The sequence below is a fragment of the Ochrobactrum soli genome (genome assembly GCF_003664555.1).
GTDB lineage: Bacteria > Pseudomonadota > Alphaproteobacteria > Rhizobiales > Rhizobiaceae > Brucella > Brucella teleogrylli.
Map to the genome: position 1 here is coordinate 109,421 of NZ_RCHH01000003.1, position 18,691 is coordinate 128,111.

Sequence of the window (18,691 nt, forward strand, 5' to 3'; positions counted from 1 at the left end):
AAGAGGCGTGGAGGCCGCAGGCCGACAGGGATCGCAAAAAAGAAGCGATTGCCGCGATTACACGCGGCGCTCGACCATCATCTTTTTAATCTCGGCAATCGCCTTGGCCGGGTTCAATCCCTTCGGGCAGGTCTGCGCGCAGTTCATGATCGTGTGGCAGCGATATAGGCGGAACGGATCTTCGAGATTGTCGAGACGTTCGCCCTTGGCTTCGTCACGGCTGTCGATCAGCCAGCGATAGGCCTGCAGCAGCACAGCCGGGCCGAGATAACGGTCGCCGTTCCACCAGTAGCTCGGGCACGAGGTCGAGCAGCAGGCGCACAGAATGCACTCATAAAGACCGTCCAGCTTCTGGCGGTCGTCATGGCTCTGCAACCATTCCTTCTGTGGCTCCGGCGAAACCGTCTTGAGCCAGGGCTCGATCGAACGGTGCTGGGCGTAGAAGTTGTTGAGGTCGGGCACGAGATCCTTCACCACCGGCATATGCGGCAGCGGGTAAACCTTGATGGCGCCCTTGATGTCGTCCATGCCCTTGGTGCAGGCCAGCGTATTGGCGCCGTCGATGTTCATCGCGCAGGAGCCGCAAATGCCTTCGCGGCACGAGCGGCGCAGCGTCAGCGTCGGATCGATCTTGTTCTTGATATAGAGCAGACCATCCAGAACCATCGGGCCGCAATCGTCGCGATCGACATAATAGGTGTCGATGCTCGGATTGGCGTCGTCGTCCGGCGACCAGCGATAAATACGGAATTCCGTGACGCGCTTGGCGCCATCAGGACGGGGCCAGGTCTTGCCCTCCTGCATGCGGGAATTCTTGGGAAGTGCGAGTTCAACCATTGCTCTTTCCCTTAATCAGTAAACGCGCTTCTTCGGCGCAATCTTGGCGAGGCTGATGCCACCTTCTTCTTCCGTCGTGAGCGGATCGAGATGAACGGCGCGATAACCGAGCGTCACCTTGCCGTCCGGCGACAGCCAGGACAGGGTGTGCTTGCGCCATTCGGCATCGTTACGGTCCGGGAAATCCTCATGCGCATGCGCGCCGCGGCTTTCATGACGCGCTTCCGCCGAAACAACGGTCGTCAACGCATTGGCCATCAGGTTTTCCAGCTCCAGCGTCTCAACGAGATCGGAGTTCCAGATCATTGAGCGGTCGGAAACCTTGATATCCGGCAGTTCCTGCCAGATCTTTTCCATGCGCTCGCAGCCCTGCTTGAGCGATTCCGACGTGCGGAACACGGCGGCGTCTTCCTGCATGGTGCGCTGCATCTTCTCGCGCAGCTCTGCCGTCGGCGTCGAGCCATTGGCGTAACGCAGGCGATGGAACCGATCCATGATCTTTTCGACAGCGGCTTCGTTGATATCCGGGATCTTCGCGGCGCGGTCGATGACTTCGCCAGCGCGGATCGCAGCCGCACGACCGAACACCACAAGGTCGATCAGCGAGTTGGAGCCGAGACGGTTTGCACCGTGCACCGAAGCGCAGCCCGCTTCGCCGACAGCCATCAGGCCGGGCTGTACGCGATCCGGGTCTTCCGGCGTCGGGTTCAGCACTTCGCCCCAGTAATTGGTCGGAATGCCGCCCATATTGTAGTGAACGGTCGGCAGAACCGGGATCGGTTCCTTGGTCACGTCCACGCCCGCGAAAATCTTGGCCGACTCGGAGATGCCCGGCAGGCGTTCATGCAGAACGGCGGGATCGAGATGGTCGAGATGCAGGAAGATGTGGTCCTTGGCCTTGCCGACGCCACGACCGGCGCGGATTTCCATGGTCATGCAGCGCGACACCACGTCGCGCGAGGCAAGATCCTTGGCCGATGGCGCATAACGCTCCATGAAGCGCTCGCCTTCGGAATTGACCAGATAGCCGCCTTCACCGCGTGCGCCTTCGGTGATGAGGCAGCCTGCGCCGTAAATGCCGGTCGGATGGAACTGAACGAATTCCATGTCCTGAAGCGGCAGACCAGCGCGCGCAGCCATGCCGCCACCGTCGCCGGTGCAGGTATGGGCCGAGGTAGCCGAGAAATAGGCGCGACCGTAACCACCGGTCGCCAGAACCACCATCTTGGCGGAGAAGCGATGGATGGTGCCGTCATCGAGGTTCCACGCCACCACGCCGGTGCAGACACCGTCGGTCATGATCAGGTCGAGCGCGAAATATTCGATGAAGAACTGCGCGTTGTTCTTCAGGCTCTGGCCGTAAAGCGTGTGCAGGATGGCGTGGCCGGTACGGTCGGCAGCAGCGCAGGTGCGCTGAACCGGAGGACCGTCACCGAAATTCTGCATGTGACCGCCGAACGGACGCTGGTAAATCTTGCCTTCTTCCGTACGGGAGAACGGCACACCGTAGTGCTCAAGCTCGTAGACGGCGGCAGGCGCTTCACGCGCCAGATATTCCATCGCGTCGGTGTCGCCGAGCCAGTCCGATCCCTTGACGGTATCGTACATGTGCCACTGCCAGCTGTCCGGGCCCATGTTCTTCAACGAGGCGGCAATGCCGCCCTGTGCCGCGACCGTATGCGAACGGGTCGGGAAAACCTTCGTGATACAGGCGGTCTTGAGCCCCTGCTCGGCCATGCCGAGCGTGGCGCGCAGACCAGCGCCGCCGGCGCCGACCACGACAACGTCGAATTTGTGATCGACAAACTTGTAGGACTTTTCGCCCGCAGCCGGAGCTGCATTCTTTTCTGCACTAGCCATCGGGCTATCAACCTCCGAAGCTGAGCTTGAGGATCGCGAAAACGCAGGCAAAACCGACCACCGCCGCAAAGAAGGTGTTCAGCATCACCAGCACGACCTTCATGCCTTCGCCATGCACATAATCTTCGATAATAACCTGCATGCCCAGACGCATGTGATAAACGCCGGTCAGAACGAACAGCGCCATGACAATGGCGGTAATGGGATGCGAGAGAGCAGCCCGGACTTCCGCAAAGCTTGCGCCATTGAGCGAAATCACCAGACCGAGGAAAAAGAGAACCAGCGGCACCAGGGCCACTGCCGTCACGCGCTGATACCAGAAATGGCTGGTGCCTTCCTTGGCAGAGCCAAGACCGCGAACCTTGCCGAGAGGCGTGCGCATATCGTTATTCGAGCCGCTCATGGGATTAGCCTCCTAGCGCACCGAGTAAGCGACGACCCAGACGAGGATCGTTGCGATGACCGAGAAGACGACCGTAGCCCAGGCGATCTTGGAAGCGGTATGCTTTTCAAGACCTGCGCCGGTATCCCAGATGAAGTGACGAACGCCGCCCGCCAGATGGTGCAGCAGCGCCCAGGTATAGCCGAACAGCACAAGCTGGCCGATCCAGGAGCCGAACACGGCGTTGACGGCATTGAAGCACTCTTCGCCGACGGCTGCGGAAATAAGCCAGGCTGCAAGCAGCAGGGTGCCGAAATAGAGAGCGCCGCCCGTGATACGATGCACGATGGACATCGTCATCGTGATGACCGGCTTATAGACGGACAGGTGCGGCGACAAAGGACGCTGACGCGTTACGGTCGGTTGTGTCATGGTTCTCGTTGGCCTCTCGTGGGGCTTCCCTGACGTTTCTCCCCCGGAATGCCCACCGACAATGATCGATCTGGCGTACCGGATGGCGGGTTTTTCTAAAAACCCAGTTTTGAAGTCGCGCTCTACGCAATGAACCGGAACTTTCGATCCCGCGCCGGTGCGACCTGAAAATATGGCGAGACCGTGGAATACGGCCTTATGTGCCGCTTTCTACTGCTCTTTTACCACCACGTCAAAGAAGCTTTTTCACGAAAAGACTAACAATTGGTCGCACCTTTGCGACACTTTCACGTGAATGCGGCCTTCAATCGTTTGAAGGCCGCAATTTAAAAAACATGTGTAATTTCATCAACTTTAGCAAAAGCACATCAGGCGCCGAATCGAATCACATAGCTCGACCAGTCGGCTGCCGTCGCGACCTGCTCATAGAGCTTGCGTCCGTCTTCCGGCACACGCGGCGCATTGAGCACCAGCTTGGACCAACTGCGCTCTTCCGCCTTGTCGGCCAGCAGGTCGATGAGAGCCTTGGCGATGCCTTTGCCGCGATGATCGTGATGCACATAGATATGATCCACCTGCCCCGCGCGCAGACCCGATACCGGCTCCGGCAGATCGTAGAAAATCACGAAGCCGACAAGATTGCCGTCCACGCGCGCGCCTAGAATTTCAGTGGCACGGTCCTGCAGAAGATGCTCGGCATAATAATCGTCGGGGCGGCGTGGTGCGCCACGCTTCAGCGCCTGCGCATAGCTGGCAAGCAGCGGCGCGAATTCGTGAGCATCACGAAGATGGAGCAGCGCGATATCGACGGCATGATCTTTGGTCATTGAACATTCCTTGGCCTTCGGGGCGGTTCAAGTCGTCCTTGCTCACAACGCCGCGAAGCAGTTGCGACCAAAGACTTATCCGATTGTAGCCAGCACGGATGACAAAGGTAAAGAAAGAGTTAAGATGGTGCGGAAACTCTTTTTGCGTCAGACGGCGAAGGCGAAACGGCACCATGGCAAACAGAAACAGGATCGCGTTGCTGGCGTCATGTACACTGGCTTTTGGTGGCTTGGTCGCGACAGCCTCTGCCGAGACCACCTTGCGCTATGCCGACACGTCTGGAAACCTCGTCATGCAGAAGGCTGGCGGCGGCGCTAAGATCATCCGGGTCGGTGCAGCGCATAAAGACCCGACATTGCAGATGCCGCGCAAGGTGCACGGCACGACAACAATAACCGCGTCGCAGGACAAGGCTGTGTCCTATATCGTCAGCCCTCCGAACAGCAGTTGCGAAAGCGCCATCGTCCTGCGCGGACGCTCATTCATGTATGGGCTGGATAGCGGCGAAACGCCGGTTCTGGATCATCCGGGCTGTTGAGCCCGATTATCCGCGTGTGCGGGCTGAGCCTGACGGACGAAACTCCACGACATTCTCATCAGAGATAATGGGCGAGGCTGCGCGGACGCAATTGCGACCGCCCTTCTTCGCCTCATAAAGCGCACCGTCAGCTCGCTTGTAGAGGTCGGAAAACATGTCGTCGAATTCCATTTCGGCAACGCCGAAGCTGGCTGTAAAATCGATATCGCCATGATTGCTCGGTATCTGGGTCGTGCCGCAGGCCAGACGCATACCGTCGGCACAGCGAGACGCCGACTGAATGGTGTTGCCGGGCAGCAGGACCGCAAATTCCTCGCCGCCCATGCGCGCCGCAAATCCGCCTCGGGCAACGGCGGTCTTGCGCAATTCGGCAGCAAAGGCTGCGATGACACGGTCACCCAGCGCGTGGCCGTAATTGTCATTTATCAATTTGAAATAGTCGATATCGCAAACCACCAGCGACAGGGCCTGTCGAGACCGCTTCGATTTTTCGATGGCCGCCTCTGCCCGCAACGCAAAGCCGCGGCGATTGAGCAGCGCCGAAAGCTCGTCCGTTTCGGAACGAATGGTCATGTCCGAAAGCAGTTCCCGCATCAGGCTCAATAGCAATAGAAGTCCCGCCGCGACCGACAGGCCGGCCCCGATCGACTGGGCAAAAAGCGCATAGGCCGTATTCACATAATCGTTCGGCTCAGCCCCCGCGCCGCCCGACACATTGGCAAGCACCGGCTTCATGAGAAAATGCACAGCACTGAAGGCAAAAAGCACGGCCATCAGCATATCGACAGCCCCGCGTCTGCTGGAGCGCAGGATGATCCAGACGGCGAGCGCCAATGTCAGAAAATAAGGCGTCTGGTAGAGGAACATACCGAGCAAGGTGCTGCGCGCGATGCCGTATATGGCATGGATCATCACCAGCGAAACAAACGCCAGCGCGCCAAGCGTCTTCCACGGCACGGGCGAAGAATACATCCGCGCCAGACCAATGACGAGACAAGCCAGTGTCATCAGATAGGTTGCAAATGCGAGCATATAGCCGATGCGCGGGCTCGGCATGGACGGCATCGCCAGCTCACTGAGGAAGTAGAGCATCGCAAAGACGAAGCCCGTCGCGAAGACGCGCGCCGCGGCATTGCCTTTCGCATAAACGGCAATGCCGAAAAACGCGAAGGCAAACAGACCGGATACGGTCATGTTGATGATGAGAATGAAATCGGCCCCGCCCATGAATGCCTATTCCGCCTGCTTTGGTTCGTAGCGGCTTCTCTAAAGTAGGCGCTAATCTAGCAGCACTTACTTATACATGGAATATGCGAGGAAACCGTGAAGAAGCGGATAAGAGCAAAGCTTTTTTCTTACCCATGGCGGCGCATAAAAGAAAAGCCGCCGGATCGCTCCGGCGGCTTGTTCTATTCAGTGTTGTCTGGACACGTTAGTTCCAGTCGCGAATGTCCACGAAGTGACCGGCAATGGCAGCTGCGGCGGCCATGGCAGGCGACACGAGATGGGTGCGGCCCTTGAAGCCCTGACGGCCTTCGAAGTTGCGGTTCGAGGTCGAAGCGCAACGTTCACCCGGCTTCAGACGGTCGTCATTCATGGCGAGGCACATCGAGCATCCCGGCTCGCGCCAGTCGAACCCGGCTTCGATGAAGATCTTGTCGAGGCCTTCGGCTTCCGCCTGTTCCTTCACGAGACCCGAGCCCGGCACGATCATGGCGTTGACGCCATCGGCAACCTTCTTGCCAGCGGCCATGCGGGCTGCGTCGCGCAGATCCTCGATACGGCCATTGGTGCAGGAACCGATGAAGACGCGGTCGATCTTGATGTCGGTCATCTTGGTGCCCGGCTTCAGACCCATATAGTCCAGTGCACGCCACTTGGATGCACGCTTGGTTTCATCCTTGATATCATCCGGATTCGGCACGATGTCGGTGACGAAAACAACGTCTTCCGGCGAAGAGCCCCAGGAAACGACCGGCGAAATCTTGGCCGCATCCAGCTCGACGATCTTGTCGAAATGCGCGCCTTCATCCGAATGCAGCGTCTTCCAGTAGCCGATAGCCTGTTCCAGCGCTTCGCCCTTCGGCGCGCGCGGCTTGTCCTGCACATAGGCGAAGGTCGTTTCGTCCGGTGCGATCAGACCAGCGCGTGCGCCGCCTTCAATCGACATGTTGCAGACGGTCATGCGACCTTCCATCGACAGCGAGCGAATGGCGCTGCCTGCATATTCGATCACGTAACCGGTGCCGCCTGCGGTGCCGATTTCGCCGATGATGGCGAGCGTGATGTCCTTGGCGGTCACGCCCGGAGCCAGTTCGCCCTCAACACGCACCAGCATGTTTTTGGCTTTCTTCTGGATTAGCGTCTGGGTCGCGAGCACATGCTCGACTTCCGACGTACCGATACCATGCGCTAGCGAACCGAAAGCACCGTGGGTCGAAGTGTGGCTGTCGCCGCAAACAATCGTCATGCCCGGCAGGGTGAAGCCCTGCTCTGGTCCGACGATGTGCACGACGCCCTGACGACGATCACGCTCGGAATAATATTCAACGTTGAAATCGGCGGCATTCTTGGCGAGAGCTTCAACCTGAATGCGGCTTTCTTCGTTCTTGATGCCGTTGACGCGATCTTTCGAGGTCGGCACGTTGTGATCGACCACAGCCAGCGTCTTCTCGGGATGGCGCACCTGACGGCCAGCCATGCGCAGGCCTTCGAAAGCCTGCGGGCTCGTCACTTCGTGCACAAGATGGCGATCAATATAAAGGAGGCAGGTCCCATCTTCCTGCTGATCCACTACATGGTCGTCCCAGATCTTGTCATAAAGTGTACGCGGCGCGCTCATTGCGAGAGTTCCTTTGAACGGTTCTTAATTTGGCTGTCATATGCACCTGCTGTTGCGTTTCGTCAAGAAACTGAAACAGCAACAGGGTGTCGCAGTAACAATCTTGCGCAAAGCGGGCAGAATTATGCCTGATATTATGCGTCGTAATGCGTTTGGCAAATAAAAAAGGCGGCCACAGGCCGCCTTTTTCAAAGATCTCTGGCTGAAACTTATTCAGCAGCGGTCTTGGCAGCTTCGGCAGCGGCGGCAGCCTTGTCGGCTTCGCGCTCGGCCTTGGTGCGGTTGTCTTTCTTTTCAGAAATACGGGCAGCCTTACCGGTGAGGCCACGCAGGTAGTAAAGCTTGGCGCGACGGACCTTACCGCGGCGAACCAGCTCAACGCCTTCAACGATCGGCGAGTAAACCGGGAATACGCGCTCTACGCCTTCGCCATACGAAATCTTGCGGACGGTGAAGTTTTCGTTGAGGCCTGCGCCCGAACGAGCGATGCAGACGCCTTCATAGGCCTGTACGCGGGTACGCGTACCTTCCGTCACGCGAACCTGAACGCGAACCGTGTCGCCCGGCTGGAAATCTGGAAGCTTGCGCTTTTCTTCGATCTTTGCTGCCTGTTCGGCTTCAAGCTGACGAATAATATCGGTCATCGTCTGACTCCTTCTATGTTCTTCTCAAACAGTCAGAGCGCTCTGCACTTGCCGCCAAGCAATCCTTGGCCTTGCGGCTATGCCCTCGATATCAGGCAGGAGCGGTACACCATTTATTGGTTTACGGACGTCCCGGGCTATGCCCGAACGAGCCATCGCAATGTCGGATTTTTCCGAACAGACGCGCCAATACAGCATCTCGAGGGTTTTGTCACGCCCTGTCAGAATTTTTAATAGCCAGCCGCAATGGTCTATGTCAGAAATATTGCAAAAAATGACGGCTGCGCATGCAAGCAATCGAATAAAGCATAAAGCTAAAATGGGGACAATATGACAAGCAAACAACCGTCACCCTCATTGTATAATGAGGATCTGGCGCCGGCTGTTGAGCGCAAATGGGGCGCCTTCAGTATTTTCAACGTCTGGACATCGGACGTCCATAGTCTGTGGGGCTACTATCTTGCCGCAAGTCTTTTCCTGCTTTGCGGCAGTTTTCTGAACTTTATCATTGCCATCGGTCTCGGCTCTCTGGTCATCTTCTTCCTGATGAGCCTCGTCGGCAATGCGGGCGTACGGACCGGCGTGCCTTTTCCGGTGCTGGCCCGCGCCTCCTTCGGCACATTCGGCGCGAATTTCCCAGCCCTCGTGCGCGGCGTCGTCGCCTGTTTCTGGTATGGCGCGCAGACGGCGGCAGCTTCCGGCGCCCTTGTTGCGCTGCTGATCCGCAATGACAGCATGCTGGCTTTTCACCAGAACAGCCATTTGCTCGGTCATTCGACCCTGGAAGTCATCTGCTACGTGCTGGTCTGGGCGGCGCAGCTCTTGATCATCCAGCGCGGGATGGAAACGGTGCGCCGTTTTCAGGATTGGGCCGGTCCGGCTGTCTGGATCATGATGCTCATTCTCGCCATCTATCTGGTCATCAAGGCAGGCACATTCTCCTTCGGCAGCGAAATCCCGCGCGATGTTCTGCTGGAGAAGACAAGAGATGCAGGCGTATCCGGCGAACCGGGTTCCATCGCGGCGCTGGCGGCGGTTGCCGCCACCTGGATCACCTATTTCGCAGCGCTTTATCTCAACTTCTGCGACTTCTCGCGCTATGCCAAGGATGAGGCGGCACTCCGGCGCGGCAATCTCTGGGGCCTGCCGGTCAATCTTCTGGCCTTCTGCCTCGTAGCCGGTGTCACGACCACAGCCGCCTTCACGGTCTATGGCGAAGTGCTGCTGCATCCCGACCAGATTTCGGCCAAGTTCGACAGTTGGTTCCTGGCATTGCTGGCCGCGCTGACATTCACCGTCGCAACGCTCGGCATCAATGTGGTGGCAAACTTCGTTTCCGCCGCCTTTGATTTCTCGAACACATTTCCGCAGAAGGTTTCCTTCAAGCGCGGCGGTTTTATCGCGGCGCTGATCGCGCTGATCCTCTATCCGTTCGCACCATGGGAAACCGGCGCTGCGCATTTCGTCAATTTCCTCGGCTCCACCATGGGGCCGATCTTTGGGATCATGATGGTCGATTATTATCTGCTGCGTCGCGGACAGCTGAATGTCGCCGATCTCTATCAGGAAAATGGCGAATTCCGCTTCCAGAACGGCTGGCACGTCAAGGCTTTCATCGCCTTTGCCATTGGCGCGCTGTTCTCGTCGGTCCTGCCGATAGCCACCAATCTTCTGCCGAACTGGTGGGGAACCTATGGCTGGTTCTTCGGGGTCGGCATTGGCGGCGGGGTCTATTACCTGCTTCGCAAGCCGGAAGCTGCCCTTCGCGCATCCGCAAAGCAACATGCCTGAAACAGAAATGCCCGGTGAAAACCGGGCATTTTTCTGCGGGACGATACTTTTCAAGCGCTCGATCAGCTTTTGCGCTTCGTCTCCTGATAGACATCCCAGAGATCGGGACGACGCTCCCGGGTAATCCGCTCGGCCTCAGCATGCCGCCATTTGTCGATGGCGCCATGATTGCCGGATGTCAGCACATCGGGAATGGAACGCTCCTCCCAAACCTGCGGGCGCGTATAATGCGGATGTTCGAGCAACCCGGTCTCGAAACTCTCCGTTTCGCCCGATTGCTGATTGCCCATAACGCCGGGCAACAGGCGCACCACGGCATCCAGCAGCACGATGGCCGCCGTCTCGCCGCCCGAGAGAATATAATCGCCGATCGACACTTCCTCGAGATGACGCGCTTCGATCACACGTTCATCCACGCCCTCAAAGCGACCGCACAAAATGATCGCGCCCGGACCGGCTGCAAGCTCGCGCACGCGCTTTTGCGTCAGCGGCGCACCGCGCGGCGTCATCAGCAGCATTGGGCGATCATCGGCAACGGAATCGAGCGCCCGCGCAATCACATCAGGCTTCATCACCATGCCCGCGCCGCCACCGGACGGCGTGTCATCGACCATGCGATGCCTGCCTTCGGCAAAGTCGCGAATCTGCACCGTATCAAGCTGCCATTTCGCCTCGGCCAGCGCCTTGCCCGCCAGGGAAACGCCAAGCGGCCCCGGAAACATTTCCGGATAAAGCGTCAAAACCGAAGCATGGAAAAGTTCGCCCGTCATGACTTCTTCGGTCGCTTCTTGGGCTGATTGCGGCCCTTCAGCGGATTGTCGTCTTCATCGGCGATCAGGCCCGCCGCGAAAGGCTCCACCAGAATGGTGCCTTTTTCGAAATCAATCTCCGGCACAGCCGCTTCGGTAAACGGAATGAGCATCGGGCGCTTGCCCTTCTCGCTCAACTCAATGATGTCGCCGCCGCCGAAATCGAACACCGCGCTGACAATGCCATAGCTTTTGCCCTCGGCATCGATGGCCGCGAGGCCGATCAGGTCGGTCTGGAAGAACTCGTCATCGTCCAGATCGTCGTCCGGCAATTGCGAACGGTCGATGTAGAGCGCCGTGCCGTTGAGCGCCTCGGCGGCATTGCGGTCATTGACGCCCTTGAGGCGCACGATCACCACCGTCTTGGCGGCCCGCGCTTCAAGAATTTCGTAGCCCTTGCCCTGCTCATCATAGAGCAGGCCATAATCGCCGATGGACAGCGGGTCTTCGGTGAATGTCTTGATCCGGACTTCGCCGCGAATGCCATGGGCGGCACCGACGATGGCAAGCTGGATCGGATTTTCTGGACGTGGCATGGTTGCCCCTGATCTGGATTCGGGCGCATCGTCCCGACAGTCGGACCGATATGCGCTGCTGATTAGCCTATCGCTTAGCGAATTCAGACCGAAACGCCAAGAAAAATGCACGGTTTCAGCAAAGTCGCCGATGGAAGCATCAAAGGCAACCAGCCGGTAACCTCTGCCTGACAAACTGTCTGCCGAAACTTCAACCGGTAGATTTCAAGATGGCAATGAATGGCGAATTCCTGATTCCCGCCCGTGCAGACCTCGCGGCTGCGCGTGAGGAATGGCTGAAGACATTGAAAGATACGCGCCGTCTTTCCGAGAATACCATCGAAGCCTATGAGCGCGACTCGCGGCAGTTTCTGAATTTTCTCACCGGCCATCTGGGCGAAGCGCCCTCGCTGAAGGATGTGAGCGCCTTGCGCGTTGCCGATCTGCGCTCGTTCCTCGCCAGCCGCCGCAATGACGGCGCAGGCGCACGAACCCTTGGGCGCGGTCTGGCTGGTGTGCGCTCGCTGCTGCGGCATCTGGAAAAACGCGGACTGGCCAATGCCGCTGGCGCCGGTGCCATACGCGCGCCCCGCCAGCCGAAATCGCTGCCAAAACCGCTGACCGCAGACGACGCCCGCCGTGTGGTCGCAGCCGATGGCCAGATGGCCGAGGAGCCGTGGATCGCCGCCCGTAACGCCGCCGTGCTGACCCTTCTCTATGGCTGCGGCTTGCGCATTTCCGAGGCGCTTGGCTTGAAAGGCGACGCGCTATCCGACAGTTCCGCGCTTTCGATCACCATAACCGGCAAGGGCAATAAGTCCCGCCTTGTTCCTCTGCTGCCGATCATACACCGCGCCGTCGCGCAATATCGCGCGCTTTGCCCCTATGATCTCTCTGCCGACAAGCCGCTATTTCGCGGCGCGAAGGGCGGCGAGCTTCATGCCGCGATCATCCAGCGCGAAATGCAGAAGCTGCGCGCTGGGCTGGGCCTTCCCGACAGCGCCACGCCACATGCACTGCGCCATTCCTTCGCGACGCATCTGCTGGGTCGCGGCGGCGACTTGCGCACCATTCAGGAATTGCTGGGCCATGCCAGCCTGTCCACCACGCAGATTTATACCGGCGTGGATACGGAGCGTTTGCTGGAAGTCTATGACAAGGCGCATCCGAGAGCCTGAACCGGGCACCTTTCACATCGCGGAAGATCGCCTATATTCACTTTATGAAAAAGCTGCTTCTTGTTCTTCTATGCGCCGTCTTCGCCGGGTCCATCACCGCCCGCGCTGACGAAAAGGCCACCGCCTGCTCCGTTCGCGGCGAAAATCTCGTCGATGGCGTGGAGAAAAGCGATCCCGCCCTCTGGAAAAAATTGCAGGCGGAAGCCGAAGCAACGCCCAACCATCAGGGCCGCCTCTGGAAGATCGAAAAGGACGGCATAGCGCCGTCCTATCTGTTCGGCACAATTCATCTCAGCGATCCGCGCGTGCTGGACCTGCCCAAGCCTGTCGAAGACGCCTATCGTTCGACCGGCACCGTCGTGATCGAAACCACCGATGTTCTCGATCAGAAGAACTTTCTGCGCCTGAAGCTGGAGCGCCCGGAACTGCTGCTTTTCACCGATGGCAGCACGCTTAAATCGCATCTGCCTGCCGACAGGCGCGACGATATTGAAAAGAAACTGGCCGAGCGCGGCATTATTCTCGATGCGGTCGCCAAGATGAAGCCGTGGGTTCTGACCACGCTGTTATCCCTGCCCGAATGCGAGCGCGAACGCAAAAGCGAAGGTGAAAAGTCGCTTGACGAATTTTTGGCCGTCAATGCAAAGGCGGAAGGGCGCGAAATAGCGGGGCTGGAAACGGCTGCCGAACAGTTCGAAGCGACTGAAAAGCTTCCGCTCGATTTTCACATTCGCAATCTGATCGCCACGGTCGATTACAGCGACAAGTCCGAAGACGCGATGGAGACGACGACCGCGCTTTATCTGAACGGTGAACTGGGCATGATCATGCCCGCGCTGCGACAGATCGTGCCGGATGCATTGTCCGATCAGGATTACGACCTGTTCCAGAAATACCTGATCACGGACCGCAACCACACCATGGCGGATCGCGCCGTTCCGCTTCTGGAAAAAGGCAATGTCTTCATTGCAATCGGCGCGCTGCATCTGCCGGGTCAGGAAGGCGTGGTGGAACTGCTGCGGGCCAAGGGCTATCGCCTGACGGCGCTCTAGCTCCGGCGTGGCTGCGGAACAATCGGCTTTTGACTGCGTTCACTCTCCACACAAGGTTTGTGACGGCTGGATACCGCGCAAGCCCCATGCGACAACTGGAGGAGCGCGCAATGGTTGATCCCCTCGATCCGCGAAACGACCCCAGAACAAACCCGGTGAATACTGATCCGAGACTGTCGGACCCTTCCGGCATGCCACCGCCACAACGGGGCGGCAGCGGCTATCTTCTGGGTGCTGTTCTGCTCGTGGCAATCATCATTCTCGGCTATTTCTTCTACAATAACGGCACGAGAACCGACACGGCGGCACAGCCGCCCGCGACGCAGAGCGAACCGGCCACACCGGCCCCGGCAACCCCTGCCAATCCGCCAGCCCAGAACTGATTTCCAAAAAAAAAGGCCCGCTTGAGCGGGCCTTTCTCCATGCTCTCTCGAAGAGATTACATATGGATCGGCTTGGCGAAGGTCGCCAGAGCGGATTCGCGCACGGATTCCGACATGGTCGGATGCGCATGGCAGGTGCGGGCCAGATCTTCCGAAGAACCGCCGAATTCCATCAGTACGGCCAGTTCATGGATCATTTCACCGGCATTGTAACCGAGGATATGTGCGCCCAGAACGCGATCCGTTGCCTTGTCGGCAAGGATTTTCACAAAACCATCGGTGTGCAGCATGGCGCGTGCACGACCATTGGCCGTGAACGGGAACTTGCCGACCTTGTATTCAACGCCGGCAGCTTTCAGTTCTTCTTCGGTCTTGCCGACGGAAGCCACTTCCGGCTGGGTGTAGACGACGCTTGGAATGACGTCGAAATTCACATGACCGGCCTGACCGGCGATGATTTCGGCAACGGCAATGCCTTCATCCTCGGCCTTGTGCGCCAGCATCGGGCCCTGCACCACGTCGCCGATGGCATAGATGCCTTCGACATTGGTGCGCCAATGATCGTCAATCGCAACGCGACCGCGATCATCAACAGTGACGCCTGCTTCCTGAAGGCCGAGACCATCCGTGTAAGGACGGCGGCCCGTAGAGATCAGAACGGCATCGGCTTCGAGCACTTCCGCATCGCCACCCTTGACCGGCTCAAAGGTGACCTTTGCGCCCTTGCCGGACTTCTCGACGCCCGTGACTTTCGCGCTGAGCTTGAAGGCAATGCCCTGCTTTTCCAGCAGACGCTGGAACTGCTTGGAAACTTCGCCGTCCATCGCACCCAGCACCTTGTCGAGATATTCGACAACCGTGACCTTCGCGCCGAGACGCGCCCAGACCGAACCCAGCTCCAGACCGATCACACCGCCGCCGACAACGACCAGATGACCCGGAACCTTGTCGAAGGACAGAGCGCCGGTCGAGGACACGATGGTCTTCTCGTCGATATCGACCTTGACGCCCGGAATACCGGCGACGTCGGAACCCGTGGCGATGATGATGTTCTTGGCTTCGATTTCCTCAACCTTGCCGTCTTCGGCGGTCACGGAAACCTTGCCCTTGGCGACGATCTTGCCGGTGCCGATGTAAGGGGTGATCTTGTTCTTCTTGAACAGGAATTCCACGCCCGACGTGTTCGACTTCACGGTCGCGTCCTTGTGGGCCAACATCTTTTCCAGATTGAGCTTCGGCTTGCCGACTTCCACGCCCAGCGTGTCGAAGGAATGGCCAGCTTCGGCAAACACTTCCGACGCATGCAAAAGCGCCTTGGACGGAATGCAGCCGACATTGAGGCAGGTGCCGCCGAAGGTCTTGCGCTTTTCCACCACGGCAACCGAGAGACCGAGCTGCGCGGCCTTGATTGCGGCGACATAACCGCCGGGGCCCGTACCGATGACAACCACATCATAAGACATTGAATTACCCTTTTCAGTCTTTCCTGAACGTTTTTAGTTTGAGACCGGCATTCGTGAGAACAGCCGGTCAGTTTTCATCCGGGGTGCATCCCTGAAAGCGGAACACTTCCCACTGAAGCGGCTTTTCCGGTTTGGCCGCTCCAAAATCATAGCCGTCGAGCGCCGTCACCAGATCGGGGAACAGCACGGCCTGCGCAGCTGGTTCGTCCGCCTTCGGCAGAACATCAGCTTCCGCGCTTTCCTTCAGCGCATAGATGACGCTCTGCCAGATGCTGCAATCATCGAGGTCTTCCGCATTGGAGCCGTCGCCCTTGCAATTATAGGTGATGAGCGCATAAGGCCGCGCCACACCTTCTTCCGGCCAGATCACCATGCCGCTCAGCTTGAATTCCGGCTTGTCATTGGCCGTGATGGTGAATTCATTCGTCGGCGCTGGCGTCATCTTGAGATCGTTCGACTGCAAGGGCTGGAACGTCAGCGTATAGGCGCCGTCACGATCCTGATAGATGCCGCGATTCTGTGTGCAGGCCGCCTGCACCGCAGTCGAGAACACCGATGCGGCAACGACCGAAGCGGCCGTTATTCTGAGAAGCTTAACTGCAACATGCATCTGTCGGTTCTCCTTGAGTTTTTCCGGCAGCAAATCAATTGCTTCTTACATAGCCTTTTCGGTCGCAAGTTTAAGCCCCAGCGCGATGAAGACAACACCGCTGGTGCGATCGATCCATTTCGAAGCGCGCGAGAAGGCCGCGCGCATCTTCGGCGTGGTCATGAAAATGCTGACGCCAATAAACCAGCTGATCAGCGCGGTTGCCATCACAACACCGTAACCGAGCTTCACTTCGGTCGGCGTATGCGCGTGCACGACCGTTGAGAAGATCGACAGGAAGAAGAACACGGCTTTCGGATTGAGCGCGTTGGCGGCAAAGCCGAGACCGAAGGCCTTGGCAAAGCTCTGCTGCTTGCGTGGCTCCTTCGCATCGTTTTCGACATCGATCTTCGTAGCGCCAGCGCGCAGCGCCTTGATACCGATATAGACGAGATAGGCCACACCGCACCATTTGACGATGTTGAACAGATAGATCGACTGGGAAATGATCAGGCCGAGGCCCAGAACCGTATAGGTCACATGCATCATCAGCGCGCTACCGATGCCGAAACTGGTGATGATCGCCTCACGGCGGCCATGCATCAGTGACTGACGCATGACCATGGCAAGATCAGCCCCCGGCGAAACAATCGCAAAGAAGAAGATCGCCATCAGAGAGGCCAGTTCGAAGAGATAGGGATGCATCGCTTTTCCTTTGCTGCACTATGCGCGAAGACCCGCGCAGGCAACCATCAAAAAATCAAAGCCAGAAACATGACACCCAGTCCGACCATCGAGCCGACCCAGATCAGCGACCGGATATAGGGAATGCCCGCCAGATAGAGCGGAATATAGACAATACGGCAGGCAAACCAGAGCCAGGCCCCGTAAACGCCCCATTGCGCTGCATCGCTTTTCAGCGTCAAAGCCAGCGCCAGCGCGATAAAAGCCGGATAGGTTTCGCGGAAATTGGCGGATGCCCGTTCCGCACGACCGGCAATCGCGCCGGAAGGCTTCAGTCCTTCATCGCGGGGACCGGCATTCCAGTCTGTGCCGAGTTCTCGCGTCGCCGTCATGGCCTGAAGCAGCACATGCGCCACCAGCAAAACCACGCTCCAGCCGACAAGTGGCAGGTAGGGCGGCAGATAAGGCGAAGAGGAGAAAAGACCCGACTCCATCGTGCAAATCCCGTTTCTCGCAAACCCGACCGAAAAGCCGCCCGATCATGTTCGGGCGGCTTTTTTTGAATTCCAGCTTAGAGATCGAGAACCAGACGTTCCGGATCTTCCAGGCTTTCCTTGACGCGAACGAGGAAGGTCACGGCTTCCTTGCCGTCCACGATGCGGTGATCGTAGCTGAGAGCCAGATACATCATCGGACGGATGACGATCTGACCGCCGACGACAACCGGACGATCCTGGATCTTGTGCATGCCGAGAATGCCCGACTGCGGCGAATTGAGGATCGGCGAAGACATCAGCGAACCGTAAACGCCACCATTGGTGATGGTGAAGGTGCCGCCCTGCATGTCAGCCATCGAAAGCGTGCCATCGCGCGCGGCCTTGGCCAGACGGCCCAGTTCCTTTTCCACGCCCGCGATCGAAAGCTGATCGGCGTCGCGGATGACCGGAACCACAAGCCCCTTGTCGGTGCCGACAGCCATGCCGACATGCGCAAAGTTCTTGTAGATGATGTCGGTGCCGTCGATCTCGGCGTTTACAGCCGGGATTTCCTTCAGCGCATGGGTGACGGCCTTCGTGAAGAAGCCCATGAAGCCAAGCTTCACGCCGTGCTTCTTTTCGAAGACGTCTTTGTACTTGGTGCGCAGTTCCATGACTGCGGACATGTCGACTTCGTTATAGGTCGTCAGCATGGCGGCAGTGTTCTGCGCATCCTTCAGACGCTTGGCGATGGTCTGACGCAGACGGGTCATCTTCACGCGTTCTTCACGCGATGCGTCGTCAGCCGACGAAGCCGGACGTGCAGCAACTGGGGCAGCAGCCGGAGCAGCCGATACGCCCTTTGCAATAGCGTCGAGAACGTCGCCCTTGAGGACCTGGCCGCGCTTGCCCGAACCATCGACCTGATCGGCGGAAAGACCGCTTTCAGCCAGAAGCTTCGAAGCGGCAGGAGCTGGCTGCATGGCCGGACCGGACGATGCGGAAGCAACCGGTGCAGCGGCAGCCGGAGCAGCGGCGGCGGCAGGCTTGGCTTCTTCCTTCTTCGGAGCCGGAGCGGCAGCAGCGCCCTCACCCGAAATCTGGCCGAGCAGAGCGTTCACTTCAACCGTGTCGCCTTCCTTGGCCACGATTTCAGCCAGCACGCCAGCAGCAGCAGCCGGAACTTCCACTGTCACCTTGTCGGTTTCCAGTTCCACCAGCGGTTCGTCGATGGCGACGGCATCGCCAACCTTCTTGAACCATTTTCCGATGGTTGCCTCAGTAACGGACTCCCCAAGCGTGGGAACGCGAATTTCGGTGGCCATGGTTTCTTCTTCCGTTGATCTTCAAACTTTGGATTTTATGTTCAATTCAGGCTGGAGCAGTTT

20 protein-coding genes are annotated in these 18,691 nt (G+C 58.5%); 5 read left to right on the forward strand and 15 right to left on the reverse strand.

Going from position 1 to position 18,691, the window contains the following annotated elements; genetic code table 11:
* Window positions 1–57: 57 nt before the first annotated feature.
* The 5 genes from D8666_RS05910 to D8666_RS05935 form a co-directional block, all read right to left on the reverse strand.
* Window positions 58–837 (reverse strand): succinate dehydrogenase iron-sulfur subunit, encoded by a 780-nt coding sequence (locus tag D8666_RS05910; RefSeq protein WP_109369950.1) that lies wholly within the window; start codon window positions 835–837, stop codon window positions 58–60.
* 15 nt (window positions 838–852) lie between these two features.
* A complete protein-coding gene (sdhA, locus tag D8666_RS05915) occupies window positions 853–2,697 on the reverse strand; it encodes a succinate dehydrogenase flavoprotein subunit (RefSeq protein ID WP_109369951.1) in 1,845 nt (614 codons plus the stop codon).
* A gap of 7 nt (window positions 2,698–2,704) precedes the next feature.
* Complete coding sequence (sdhD, locus tag D8666_RS05920) at window positions 2,705–3,100, reverse strand: succinate dehydrogenase, hydrophobic membrane anchor protein (protein ID WP_109369952.1); 396 nt, start codon at window positions 3,098–3,100, stop codon at window positions 2,705–2,707.
* Window positions 3,101–3,112: 12 nt separating this feature from the next.
* Entirely contained in the window at window positions 3,113–3,511 is a 399-nt protein-coding gene (gene sdhC, locus D8666_RS05925) for a succinate dehydrogenase, cytochrome b556 subunit (RefSeq protein WP_078337554.1), read from the reverse strand.
* A 368-nt stretch (window positions 3,512–3,879) separates the two neighbouring features.
* Entirely contained in the window at window positions 3,880–4,338 is a 459-nt protein-coding gene (locus tag D8666_RS05935; RefSeq protein WP_109369953.1) for a GNAT family N-acetyltransferase, read from the reverse strand.
* A 173-nt stretch (window positions 4,339–4,511) separates the two neighbouring features.
* Between D8666_RS05935 and D8666_RS05940 the strand changes: the two genes are divergently transcribed.
* Window positions 4,512–4,877: a hypothetical protein gene (locus tag D8666_RS05940; RefSeq protein ID WP_121536782.1), complete on the forward strand. Its 366-nt coding sequence runs from the start codon at window positions 4,512–4,514 to the stop codon at window positions 4,875–4,877.
* A 6-nt stretch (window positions 4,878–4,883) separates the two neighbouring features.
* On the opposite strand, the gene D8666_RS05945 is transcribed toward D8666_RS05940, so the two are convergent.
* From D8666_RS05945 to rplS, 3 genes are all read right to left on the reverse strand, one after another.
* Entirely contained in the window at window positions 4,884–6,104 is a 1,221-nt protein-coding gene (locus D8666_RS05945) for a GGDEF domain-containing protein (RefSeq protein ID WP_121536784.1), read from the reverse strand.
* 205 nt (window positions 6,105–6,309) lie between these two features.
* On the reverse strand, window positions 6,310–7,719 hold the full coding sequence (leuC, locus tag D8666_RS05950) for a 3-isopropylmalate dehydratase large subunit (RefSeq protein ID WP_121536786.1): 1,410 nt from the start codon (window positions 7,717–7,719) through the stop codon (window positions 6,310–6,312).
* Window positions 7,720–7,928: 209 nt separating this feature from the next.
* Window positions 7,929–8,363, reverse strand: a complete 435-nt coding sequence (gene rplS, locus D8666_RS05960) for a 50S ribosomal protein L19 (RefSeq protein ID WP_109369958.1) — start codon at window positions 8,361–8,363, stop codon at window positions 7,929–7,931.
* Window positions 8,364–8,693: 330 nt separating this feature from the next.
* On the opposite strand from rplS, the gene D8666_RS05965 reads away from it, so the two are divergent.
* On the forward strand, window positions 8,694–10,154 hold the full coding sequence (locus D8666_RS05965; RefSeq protein ID WP_121536790.1) for an NCS1 family nucleobase:cation symporter-1: 1,461 nt from the start codon (window positions 8,694–8,696) through the stop codon (window positions 10,152–10,154).
* Window positions 10,155–10,216: 62 nt separating this feature from the next.
* On the opposite strand, the gene trmD is transcribed toward D8666_RS05965, so the two are convergent.
* A complete protein-coding gene (trmD, locus tag D8666_RS05970) occupies window positions 10,217–10,924 on the reverse strand; it encodes a tRNA (guanosine(37)-N1)-methyltransferase TrmD (RefSeq protein ID WP_109369960.1) in 708 nt (235 codons plus the stop codon).
* The gene (gene rimM / locus D8666_RS05975) at window positions 10,921–11,499 is read right to left on the reverse strand and encodes a ribosome maturation factor RimM (RefSeq protein ID WP_121537417.1); all 579 of its coding nucleotides are present in this window, start codon (window positions 11,497–11,499) and stop codon (window positions 10,921–10,923) included. The genes trmD and rimM overlap by 4 nt, the downstream gene beginning before the upstream one ends.
* 209 nt (window positions 11,500–11,708) lie before the next feature.
* On the opposite strand from rimM, the gene D8666_RS05980 reads away from it, so the two are divergent.
* The 3 genes from D8666_RS05980 (at window position 11,709) to D8666_RS05990 (ending at window position 14,091) form a co-directional block, all read left to right on the forward strand.
* The gene (locus tag D8666_RS05980) at window positions 11,709–12,656 is read left to right on the forward strand and encodes a tyrosine recombinase XerC (RefSeq protein WP_121536792.1); all 948 of its coding nucleotides are present in this window, start codon (window positions 11,709–11,711) and stop codon (window positions 12,654–12,656) included.
* A 44-nt stretch (window positions 12,657–12,700) separates the two neighbouring features.
* Complete coding sequence (locus D8666_RS05985; RefSeq protein WP_121536794.1) at window positions 12,701–13,708, forward strand: TraB/GumN family protein; 1,008 nt, start codon at window positions 12,701–12,703, stop codon at window positions 13,706–13,708.
* A 110-nt stretch (window positions 13,709–13,818) separates the two neighbouring features.
* Window positions 13,819–14,091, forward strand: a complete 273-nt coding sequence (locus D8666_RS05990) for a hypothetical protein (RefSeq protein ID WP_121536796.1) — start codon at window positions 13,819–13,821, stop codon at window positions 14,089–14,091.
* A 56-nt stretch (window positions 14,092–14,147) separates the two neighbouring features.
* Here the strand turns inward: D8666_RS05990 and lpdA are convergent, their stop codons facing one another.
* The 5 genes from lpdA to odhB form a co-directional block, all read right to left on the reverse strand.
* Window positions 14,148–15,554 (reverse strand): dihydrolipoyl dehydrogenase, encoded by a 1,407-nt coding sequence (lpdA, locus tag D8666_RS05995; protein WP_121536798.1) that lies wholly within the window; start codon window positions 15,552–15,554, stop codon window positions 14,148–14,150.
* A 67-nt stretch (window positions 15,555–15,621) separates the two neighbouring features.
* Window positions 15,622–16,164: a hypothetical protein gene (locus D8666_RS06000; protein ID WP_109369965.1), complete on the reverse strand. Its 543-nt coding sequence runs from the start codon at window positions 16,162–16,164 to the stop codon at window positions 15,622–15,624.
* Between the two features lie 45 nt (window positions 16,165–16,209).
* Entirely contained in the window at window positions 16,210–16,848 is a 639-nt protein-coding gene (locus D8666_RS06005) for a LysE family translocator (RefSeq protein ID WP_109369966.1), read from the reverse strand.
* A 47-nt stretch (window positions 16,849–16,895) separates the two neighbouring features.
* Window positions 16,896–17,321 (reverse strand): MAPEG family protein, encoded by a 426-nt coding sequence (locus D8666_RS06010; RefSeq protein WP_109369967.1) that lies wholly within the window; start codon window positions 17,319–17,321, stop codon window positions 16,896–16,898.
* A gap of 77 nt (window positions 17,322–17,398) precedes the next feature.
* The gene (gene odhB / locus D8666_RS06015) at window positions 17,399–18,628 is read right to left on the reverse strand and encodes a 2-oxoglutarate dehydrogenase complex dihydrolipoyllysine-residue succinyltransferase (RefSeq protein WP_109369968.1); all 1,230 of its coding nucleotides are present in this window, start codon (window positions 18,626–18,628) and stop codon (window positions 17,399–17,401) included.
* Window positions 18,629–18,691 lie beyond the last annotated feature (63 nt).

Coding starts and splice junctions, on each gene's coding strand:
- D8666_RS06005 (WP_109369966.1), bottom strand. CDS start 16,848: ATGCATCCCTATCTCTTCGAACTGGCCTCTCTGATGGCGATCTTCTTC.
- trmD (WP_109369960.1), bottom strand. CDS start 10,924: ATGACGGGCGAACTTTTCCATGCTTCGGTTTTGACGCTTTATCCGGAA.
- D8666_RS05985 (WP_121536794.1), top strand. CDS start 12,701: ATGAAAAAGCTGCTTCTTGTTCTTCTATGCGCCGTCTTCGCCGGGTCC.
- D8666_RS05945 (WP_121536784.1), bottom strand. CDS start 6,104: ATGGGCGGGGCCGATTTCATTCTCATCATCAACATGACCGTATCCGGT.
- sdhD (WP_109369952.1), bottom strand. CDS start 3,100: ATGAGCGGCTCGAATAACGATATGCGCACGCCTCTCGGCAAGGTTCGC.
- rplS (WP_109369958.1), bottom strand. CDS start 8,363: ATGACCGATATTATTCGTCAGCTTGAAGCCGAACAGGCAGCAAAGATC.
- rimM (WP_121537417.1), bottom strand. CDS start 11,499: ATGCCACGTCCAGAAAATCCGATCCAGCTTGCCATCGTCGGTGCCGCC.
- D8666_RS06010 (WP_109369967.1), bottom strand. CDS start 17,321: ATGGAGTCGGGTCTTTTCTCCTCTTCGCCTTATCTGCCGCCCTACCTG.
- leuC (WP_121536786.1), bottom strand. CDS start 7,719: ATGAGCGCGCCGCGTACACTTTATGACAAGATCTGGGACGACCATGTA.
- sdhA (WP_109369951.1), bottom strand. CDS start 2,697: ATGGCTAGTGCAGAAAAGAATGCAGCTCCGGCTGCGGGCGAAAAGTCC.
- lpdA (WP_121536798.1), bottom strand. CDS start 15,554: ATGTCTTATGATGTGGTTGTCATCGGTACGGGCCCCGGCGGTTATGTC.
- D8666_RS05965 (WP_121536790.1), top strand. CDS start 8,694: ATGACAAGCAAACAACCGTCACCCTCATTGTATAATGAGGATCTGGCG.
- D8666_RS05940 (WP_121536782.1), top strand. CDS start 4,512: ATGGCAAACAGAAACAGGATCGCGTTGCTGGCGTCATGTACACTGGCT.
- D8666_RS05980 (WP_121536792.1), top strand. CDS start 11,709: ATGGCAATGAATGGCGAATTCCTGATTCCCGCCCGTGCAGACCTCGCG.
- D8666_RS05990 (WP_121536796.1), top strand. CDS start 13,819: ATGGTTGATCCCCTCGATCCGCGAAACGACCCCAGAACAAACCCGGTG.
- D8666_RS05935 (WP_109369953.1), bottom strand. CDS start 4,338: ATGACCAAAGATCATGCCGTCGATATCGCGCTGCTCCATCTTCGTGAT.
- odhB (WP_109369968.1), bottom strand. CDS start 18,628: ATGGCCACCGAAATTCGCGTTCCCACGCTTGGGGAGTCCGTTACTGAG.
- D8666_RS05910 (WP_109369950.1), bottom strand. CDS start 837: ATGGTTGAACTCGCACTTCCCAAGAATTCCCGCATGCAGGAGGGCAAG.
- sdhC (WP_078337554.1), bottom strand. CDS start 3,511: ATGACACAACCGACCGTAACGCGTCAGCGTCCTTTGTCGCCGCACCTG.
- D8666_RS06000 (WP_109369965.1), bottom strand. CDS start 16,164: ATGCATGTTGCAGTTAAGCTTCTCAGAATAACGGCCGCTTCGGTCGTT.